Raw genomic sequence first — 7,210 nt, 5'->3', positions numbered from 1 at the left:
CCCCTCCGCTCGCTTCGCGACCACCTCCCCCGTGAACGGGGGAGGAAAAATAAACTACTCCGCCGCCTCGACGAACTCGATCTCCGGCCAGAGCTTTTTCTGGCGGGCGATCTTGGCGTTCCACAGCGCCGGTGTCGAAATATCCGGCACCGGTCTCACACACAGTGAGAACAATTCATCCAGACCATAAGGCGCAATCAGTTCCGGCCAGCCATCCCCATCCAGCCGGATCGCGACCGAGTGGGTGATGGAAGCAAACTCCCTCACCGCGTCTTCAGTGGAATGGATGGGCTGGCGGTCGACACCATATTTGGCTCCGAACCACAGCGGCACGCGTGCCTGATTGCACACCTCGACCTCGGCATCGATACCGGAAAACGCTTCTTCGGCCCGCGCGATGACCTCGGCCTCACCCGCCTCACTCAGATCGGACGGATCGCAATAGGCAAGGTCGTAATCATTGACGCCATAATCGGCCGGACGCCCGGTCAGCCGGTTCCACACCGCCTGATACACGGCCCCGGCCATCAGCGCCCAGTCAGGCAGATCCAGTTGATGCGCCTGTTCCAGAACCGCTTTCGCGGTCGGGTTGGACATCACCGCCTCGATGACGAATTCCCTTTGCTCGGCTTCAGGGGCATTCGCCAGTCGTCGCGGATCCTGCTCCATGTCTAGCCCCTGAGGCTGGCGCCCGTCGCCTTCTCGACCGAGGCAACGATCTTCGCCGCCACGGCGTCGATTTCCTTGTCGGTCAGCGTCTTCTCGCGCGGCTGGATCACCGCCTCGATAGCCAGCGAGACCTGACCTTCCGGCACGCCCTTCCCGGCATAGACGTCAAACACGGACACATCGGAAATCATCGCCTTGTCGGCGCCTTTTGCAGCCCGCACCAGCGTGTCGGCGGCGACATCCGCACCGACGAGGAAGGCAAAATCGCGCTTCACCGGCGTCAGCTCGGCCCGGTCAAGCGCCGGACGCGCCTTGGTCTCGGCCTTCTTCTTCGATGCCGGGATATTGTCGAGAATGATCTCGAACCCGATGGCCCGGCCTTCCACCCCCAGCGTCTTGAGAACGCGCGGGTGAAGCTCGCCAAACTCGGCCAGCACATTCTTGGGGCCCAGGCGCAGCACGCCCGAACGGCCCGGATGCCACCAGTCACGCGCTTCCGCAGCCACTTGCAGGGAGTCGACCGGAGCACCAGCCGCTTCCAGCGCGGCCAGCGCGTCGGCCTTGGCATCAAACAGATCGGCCTCGCGGGTTCCGGCCCAGTGCCGGCCGGCGGCCACAAACCGCACGCCGGACACCGCCATGCGCTGCCCGTCAGGCGCATCGCTCAGATAGACCGGACCGGCCTCGAACAGGCGCGGATCATCAATACCCTTGTCCTCATTGGCCTGTAGCGCGGTCAAAAGATGGATCAGCGCGGTCGGGCGCATCACATCCAGATCCGAAGAGATCGGGTTTTCCAGCTCCAGCCCTTCGCCAAAGCCCCCAAACAGAGCGGCATGATCGCGATGGCAGAAGGACCAGGTGACGGCCTCGTTATAACCGCGCATGGCCAACGCCCGGCGCGCATGCCGCGCCCGGTTCTGACCGATCGTCGCGGTCGGCTCACGCCGTCCTGGCAGTTTCGGCAGCGAGATCGCCTCGATCTTGTCGAAGCCGTGGATGCGGGCGATTTCCTCGACCAGATCGGCTTTCTGCGTACAGTCGCGGCGCCAGCTCGGCACTTCCACATGCAGGCTGTCACCCATGCCGGACACGCCAAAGCCCAGCTTCTGCAGCATGTCGGTGATAATGCCCGCCGGCAGATCAATACCGGTCAGGCGTTTGACCTCGGAGACCGGGAAATCGATCGGCGCCGGATTGGCCGGGGCCTTGCCCGCAACCCGAACTTCCGAGGCCTCGCCGCCGCACAATTCCAGCACCAGCTGCGTCGCCAGATCGATGCCGGTCTGGATCGAGCCGGTATCAACGCCGCGTTCGAACCGGTAGCGCGCATCGGATTCAATGCCGGTTGCACGGCCCGTGGCGCGGGTAGTTTCCGGATCGAACCAGGCGCATTCGATGAAGACATTGACGGTATCGTTGGTGACACCGGACTCCTCGCCGCCCATCACACCGCCAAAGCCGAGGCAGGTATTCTCGTCGGCGATGACGCATTGCTCTGCGCCCGGCGTGTAATGCTTGCCGTCCAGTGCTTCGAACGTGTCAGCCTCGCCCTTGCCGCGGCGGGCGATGATCGTCTTGCCGATCTTGTCGGCATCATAGACGTGCAGCGGGCGGCAGCGGTCATAGGACACCAGATTGGTGATATCCGCGAGGATATTGATCGAGCGCAGGCCAATGGCTTCCAGCTTGCGCTTCAGCCAGTTTGGCGACGGGCCATTTTTCACACCGCGGATATAACGGCCGGCAAAGACCGGGCAGGCCTCTTCCCATTCCAGCCTGATATCGATGGGGCACTCAAAGCTGCCCTTGAGCGTTTCCGGCTGCGGCGTGATCACGCGGCCCAGACCGGCGGCGGCCAGATCGCGGGCAATCCCGTCCACGCCCAGCCAGTCCGGCCGGTTGGGTGTCACTTCGAAATCGATGACCGGATCATTCGCGCCCAGCGCCTCGGCCGCCGGATCGCCGACCTTCCAGTCGCCCTGGAGATCAATGATCCCGTCATGGTCCTCGCCGGCATTCAGCTCCTTGGCGGAACACAGCATGCCGAAGGATTCCACGCCGCGGATCTTGCGGGGCTTTTTGTCCAGCGCGAAATCTGCACCGGGGATATAAGTGCCCAGTGGCGCATAGATGGCCTTCATCCCGGCATGCGCATTGGGCGCGCCGCAGACGATCTGCTTTTCACCATCTTTCGTGTCGACCGTGCAGACGCGTAGCTTGTCGGCATCGGGATGCGGCTCCGCGGATTTCACAAAAGCGACGGTGAAGTCGGCCAGGGCCTCGGCCGGATTATCGATATCCTCGATCTCCAGACCGGCCATGGTCATGGCCTCGGCGATCTCGTCGAGCGGCTTGTCTGTTTCCAGATGCTCTTTCAGCCAGGACAGGGTGAATTTCATCGATCTACTCGTCAGTTTCTAACGGATTGGACAACCTGTCGGCATCGCGTCCAAGGTCTTCAAAAATATCGTAATCAGGACGTTCGCAGTGCGGGACGCGCTCGGGCCGGAGACCCACACCGGTTGTGGCACTGCGCCAGCATCGGTCGAAGACCGAGCAATAGCAGATGCTGATATCCCAGTGTGTCCATTCGTCCGCGATCGGGGTCATCTCCGGCTGGTAGGGACCATCGGCGGACCAACTCATCTCGATCGGCTCAACCGCGTCACCCGCCGCTAGCACCCGGCCAATCATGGTGGTCCAGCTGAGATCACTCCCCTCCGGAGCCAGATCGATGACGCTGCGGAATTCTTCGGAAGGCTCTTCGTCTCGAAGCAACACGACATCCTCGATGATGGCCGGGCCCACACCGCTGTTCGTAACGCGCAAGCCGACGCTCTGACGGCCATTCTGATAGGTCACGAACCCGTCCATCTGCAGCGCCGGATAGACCGCACCATGTTGCTGGGCGCGCATCACCCGGGCCTGGTCCCAGGCCACGTAGAGCGCCGCCAGGCCGACGACCATGGCGCCGATCGCGGTCAGGGCCTGGTGATTGGATTTGAACCAGCGGAGCATCAGCTCAGCCCGGTCGCAAGGTTCGCCTGCAACAGCGGCGAGAAGCCGTAATGCGCCAGCCAGCGCGTATCATTGGCGAAATAATCGCGCAGATCCGGCGCGCCGTATTTCAGCATGGCGAGACGGTCCACGCCCATCCCCCAGGCAAAACCCTGGTATTCGTCCGGATCCAGCCCGCACGACTTGATGACATTCGGATGGACCATGCCGCAGCCGAGGATTTCCATCCAGCTGTCGCCCTCGCCGATCTTCACGGCCTCGCCGACGCGGGAATATTTCACATCCATCTCGGCGGACGGTTCGGTGAAGGGGAAATGGTGCGGGCGGAAACGCGCCTCGACGGTGTCGGTCTCGAAGAAGGCCGCGAGGAAATCCATCAGCACGCCCTTGAGGTGGCCCATATGCGCGCCCTTGTCGATCACCAGCCCTTCGACCTGGTGGAACATCGGCGTGTGGGTCTGGTCCCAGTCGCAGCGATAGACCCGGCCGGGCGCAATGATGCGGATCGGCGGTGTCTCGCTCATCATGGTGCGGATCTGGACCGGCGAGGTGTGCGTGCGCAGCACCATTTGCGATCCGTCCTCGCGCGGCTTCATGAAGAAGGTGTCGTGCGTATCGCGCGCCGGATGACCTTCGGGGAAGTTCAGCGCGGTGAAATTGTGGAAGTCGTCTTCAACGTCCGGACCTTCAGCCACGGTGAAGCCCATGTCCGAGAAGATCACGGCCAGCTCTTCCATCACCTGGGTCACCGGGTGCAGCTTGCCGCGCGGTTCCGGACGGATCGGTAGCGAGACATCGGCCCGCTCCGTCGCCAGGCGCGCATCCAGCGCAGCATCTTCCATCGCCGCCTTCTTCGCGGTGATGGCTTCGCCGATCGTGTCCTTGAGACCGTTGAGAGCCGGGCCCATCACCTGACGCTCTTCCGGGCTCATCTGGCCCAGCGAGCGCATCATCAGCGAGATCTTGCCCTTCTTGCCCAGCGCTTCGACGCGCAGACCTTCCAGCGCCGCTTCGTCACCGGCGCCGTCCACGGCGGCCAGCAATTCGGATTTCAGGGCCTCGATATCGGAAGCTCCGGCCATGTCATTTCCTCGCCAGTTTCAGCGCACACAAGAGGTGCGATGCGGTCTAGCGCCCGTTGCGGGTGTTGGCGAGGGTCAGCCGGTTGATTTTCTGCGTTTGGGCCGGGCCACCAGCTCGCCGCCGCAATTCGGGCAGACGTGATTGTAAACGTCTTCGTTGCAGGACGCACAGAAGGAACATTCAAAGCTGCAGATAAATGCCGGGCCGTCCGGCTCGAGCGCCCGCTCGCAGGTCTCGCAAGCGGGCTTCATCTCGAGCGGCATGCGCTTTAAGCGTCCAGCGCGGCCTGTGCCTGGTCGACCAGGGCTTTGAAGGCCTCGGGTTCCCGAATGGCCAGATCGGAGAGGACCTTGCGGTCAACTTCGATACCAGCCTTCGCGAGGCCGGCCATAAATCGGGAATAGGTCACGCCGTGCAGGCGGGCACCGGCGTTGATACGCTGGATCCACAGGGCGCGGAAATTGCGCTTCTTGGCGCGGCGGTCGCGATAAGCGTACTGGCCGGCTTTTTCGACCGCCTGTACGGCTACGCGGTAAACATTCTTCCGGCGGCCATAATAACCTTTGGCCTGGGAAATGACTTTCTTGTGGCGGGCGCGGGATACGGTGCCGCGTTTGACTCGGGACATGGTTCAGGCTCCTGAAAACGTCGCTTGCGGCTTAAAGGCCGTAAGGAATGAAATTCTTTTTGACGATCTTGGCGTCGGCCTCGGACATCGTGGTCGTGCCGCGCTTGTTGCGGATCTGCTTGTTGGTCCGCTTGATCATGCCGTGACGTTTTCCGGCCTGGCCAGCTTTCACCTTGCCAGTCGCCGTGAGCTTGAAGCGCTTCTTGGCGCCGCTCTTGGTCTTCAGTTTCGACATTTCCGCTCCATTTCCAGCAACTTGCGTCGCTTTGCGTTGTTTCGGCAGGCAGGCATGTCGATCGGGCCCACACCGCCGGGTTCTTCAAAGAGCGGGCGTCATATGGGAAAAAGCGCCGGAAAGCAAGTCAGTTGCCCTGCTGTTTATGGCGCCCGACAACTCGCTCTATCAAGGCCGCCAGCCGCTTCTTCGATCCTAGAGCCGGACGCTCGATGAGGTGCCAGGAAAACATCGAAAAGAGCATTGTCACCGGAATAGAAAAGGCCAGAATTCCAAATGCACCGGCTTCCGGAAATAATTCTCCGCCAATTTGCATTGCTGGCCAATGCCAGATGTAGAGTCCATACGAGTAGTCAGGCATCGTTTTGAGACGTTTAATGGCCCACCCGGAGGCAAACGCCAGCGTAAACATCCAGCCGGCAATCATCAGGTTGGCAGTGAACTCCCCTGCGATTGTTTCGCCAGTCAAAAAAAGCCACAGAAAAGTCAGCAGGGCCGGGATCAACCAGACGACCTTCAGATGTTCGCGAAAAGTAAAGATCGTCATTCCCAGTGAAAAGCAGGCCCCTAACCGCACGAGGCTGACAAATGTCGCGGACCAGACGGTCTGACCGCCCGTTGCGAGCAGAATTTCGTAAAGCGCGCTGAGCGTGAGAAATAGGATCAGCTGGCCCCATCGCCCGGATACAAGGGGAATGGCGGCAAAAATCGGCAGACCGATATAGGCAATGACTTCGTATCGCAGCGTCCACAGGCTGGCGGAAAATTCGCCCGGGCGTTCCGAGGATGGAAACGTGCCCGGAGGGCCGCCCTCGCCATTCACAAAGGTCAGCGTTTCAAATGGAAACCGCCACATCTCGGGTGAGAACCAGTAATCGGTCGGAGTCAGGGCTGTGAAGAAGGGCCCGACAATAAAAATCGCAGCAAAAACGAGAGCAATCAGCGCCGGGTAGATCCGCAAAATGCGGGCCGCTGCATACGCTTCATAACTTCGGCGGCGTCTCAAACTGTCGGATATCAGAAAACCGCTCAGTATGAAGAACGCGTTCACGCCGCCATAGCTGAGTGAAATATCGTGCCATTCGAGAGGGGCTGATGCTGACACCGGGAGGCGATGAATGAAAGCGTGTTCCAGCAAAACCGCGCCCGCAAGCAACAGACGTATCAGCGTAAAGAGATTGTCATGACCCTTATAGATATCTGCGAGGGCTGGTCCGCCTGTTCGTCCGGGCAGAACCGGAATCATCGGACGGCTTTAAGCAGCAGGCCGACAAGTTCCGATATCTTCTGATCTTGCTCTGCCTTGTCACCCGCAGCGATGGCGTTGCTCACGCAGTGATCGGCATGTGATTTGAGCACCTCACGCTCAACAGCGGTCAGTGCGGACTTTATGGCGGAAATCTGTGTCAGAATGTCCAGGCAATAACGATCACTCTCGATCATGCGCGAAACGCCTCTGACCTGCCCCTCGACCCTGCTTAACCGGCCAAGCAACGCCGTATGGTCGGCATGTTTTGAATGTGATCCGCACGCTTCTGCCATGCCTGCTTCCATCCGCTTGAATACCCCCTAGG

At 60.9% G+C, this 7,210-nt stretch carries 9 protein-coding genes; all 9 read right to left on the bottom strand.

The genetic code is table 11. The annotated features are described in order from the left end of the window. Positions 1–54: 54 nt before the first annotated feature. The 9 genes from V0U79_RS13305 to V0U79_RS13270 all read right to left on the bottom strand — a co-directional run bounded on the left by V0U79_RS13305 (position 55) and on the right by V0U79_RS13270 (position 7,178). A complete protein-coding gene (locus V0U79_RS13305) occupies positions 55–669 on the bottom strand; it encodes a nucleotidyltransferase family protein (protein ID WP_330199998.1) in 615 nt (204 codons plus the stop codon). A 2-nt stretch (positions 670–671) separates the two neighbouring features. Continuing rightward, entirely contained in the window at positions 672–3,071 is a 2,400-nt protein-coding gene (gene pheT, locus V0U79_RS13300) for a phenylalanine--tRNA ligase subunit beta (RefSeq protein ID WP_330199997.1), read from the bottom strand. Positions 3,072–3,075: 4 nt separating this feature from the next. Next, entirely contained in the window at positions 3,076–3,690 is a 615-nt protein-coding gene (locus tag V0U79_RS13295; protein WP_330199996.1) for a hypothetical protein, read from the bottom strand. Beyond that, positions 3,690–4,772, bottom strand: a complete 1,083-nt coding sequence (gene pheS, locus V0U79_RS13290) for a phenylalanine--tRNA ligase subunit alpha (protein WP_330199995.1) — start codon at positions 4,770–4,772, stop codon at positions 3,690–3,692. The genes V0U79_RS13295 and pheS overlap by 1 nt, the downstream gene beginning before the upstream one ends. Before the next feature lie 75 nt (positions 4,773–4,847). Further along, entirely contained in the window at positions 4,848–5,036 is a 189-nt protein-coding gene (locus V0U79_RS13725; RefSeq protein WP_373696476.1) for a DUF1272 domain-containing protein, read from the bottom strand. A 5-nt stretch (positions 5,037–5,041) separates the two neighbouring features. Then, entirely contained in the window at positions 5,042–5,401 is a 360-nt protein-coding gene (rplT, locus tag V0U79_RS13285) for a 50S ribosomal protein L20 (protein WP_330199994.1), read from the bottom strand. A gap of 31 nt (positions 5,402–5,432) precedes the next feature. Further along, positions 5,433–5,636: a 50S ribosomal protein L35 gene (gene rpmI / locus V0U79_RS13280; protein ID WP_330199993.1), complete on the bottom strand. Its 204-nt coding sequence runs from the start codon at positions 5,634–5,636 to the stop codon at positions 5,433–5,435. Between the two features lie 127 nt (positions 5,637–5,763). After that, positions 5,764–6,882, bottom strand: a complete 1,119-nt coding sequence (locus tag V0U79_RS13275; RefSeq protein WP_330199992.1) for an acyltransferase family protein — start codon at positions 6,880–6,882, stop codon at positions 5,764–5,766. Then, positions 6,879–7,178, bottom strand: coding sequence for a metal-sensitive transcriptional regulator (locus tag V0U79_RS13270; protein WP_330200000.1), 300 nt, complete (start codon positions 7,176–7,178; stop codon positions 6,879–6,881). The genes V0U79_RS13275 and V0U79_RS13270 overlap by 4 nt, the downstream gene beginning before the upstream one ends. Positions 7,179–7,210 lie beyond the last annotated feature (32 nt).

The organism is Hyphobacterium lacteum (assembly GCF_036330345.1).
Lineage (GTDB): Bacteria > Pseudomonadota > Alphaproteobacteria > Caulobacterales > Maricaulaceae > Hyphobacterium > Hyphobacterium lacteum.
The sequence above is the reverse complement of the archived record's forward strand: the minus strand, read 5'-3'. Positions and strand labels throughout refer to the sequence as shown.

Coding starts and splice junctions, on each gene's coding strand:
- pheS (WP_330199995.1), bottom strand. CDS start 4,772: ATGGCCGGAGCTTCCGATATCGAGGCCCTGAAATCCGAATTGCTGGCC.
- pheT (WP_330199997.1), bottom strand. CDS start 3,071: ATGAAATTCACCCTGTCCTGGCTGAAAGAGCATCTGGAAACAGACAAG.
- V0U79_RS13275 (WP_330199992.1), bottom strand. CDS start 6,882: ATGATTCCGGTTCTGCCCGGACGAACAGGCGGACCAGCCCTCGCAGAT.
- rpmI (WP_330199993.1), bottom strand. CDS start 5,636: ATGTCGAAACTGAAGACCAAGAGCGGCGCCAAGAAGCGCTTCAAGCTC.
- V0U79_RS13270 (WP_330200000.1), bottom strand. CDS start 7,178: ATGGCAGAAGCGTGCGGATCACATTCAAAACATGCCGACCATACGGCG.
- V0U79_RS13295 (WP_330199996.1), bottom strand. CDS start 3,690: ATGCTCCGCTGGTTCAAATCCAATCACCAGGCCCTGACCGCGATCGGC.
- rplT (WP_330199994.1), bottom strand. CDS start 5,401: ATGTCCCGAGTCAAACGCGGCACCGTATCCCGCGCCCGCCACAAGAAA.
- V0U79_RS13305 (WP_330199998.1), bottom strand. CDS start 669: ATGGAGCAGGATCCGCGACGACTGGCGAATGCCCCTGAAGCCGAGCAA.
- V0U79_RS13725 (WP_373696476.1), bottom strand. CDS start 5,036: ATGCCGCTCGAGATGAAGCCCGCTTGCGAGACCTGCGAGCGGGCGCTC.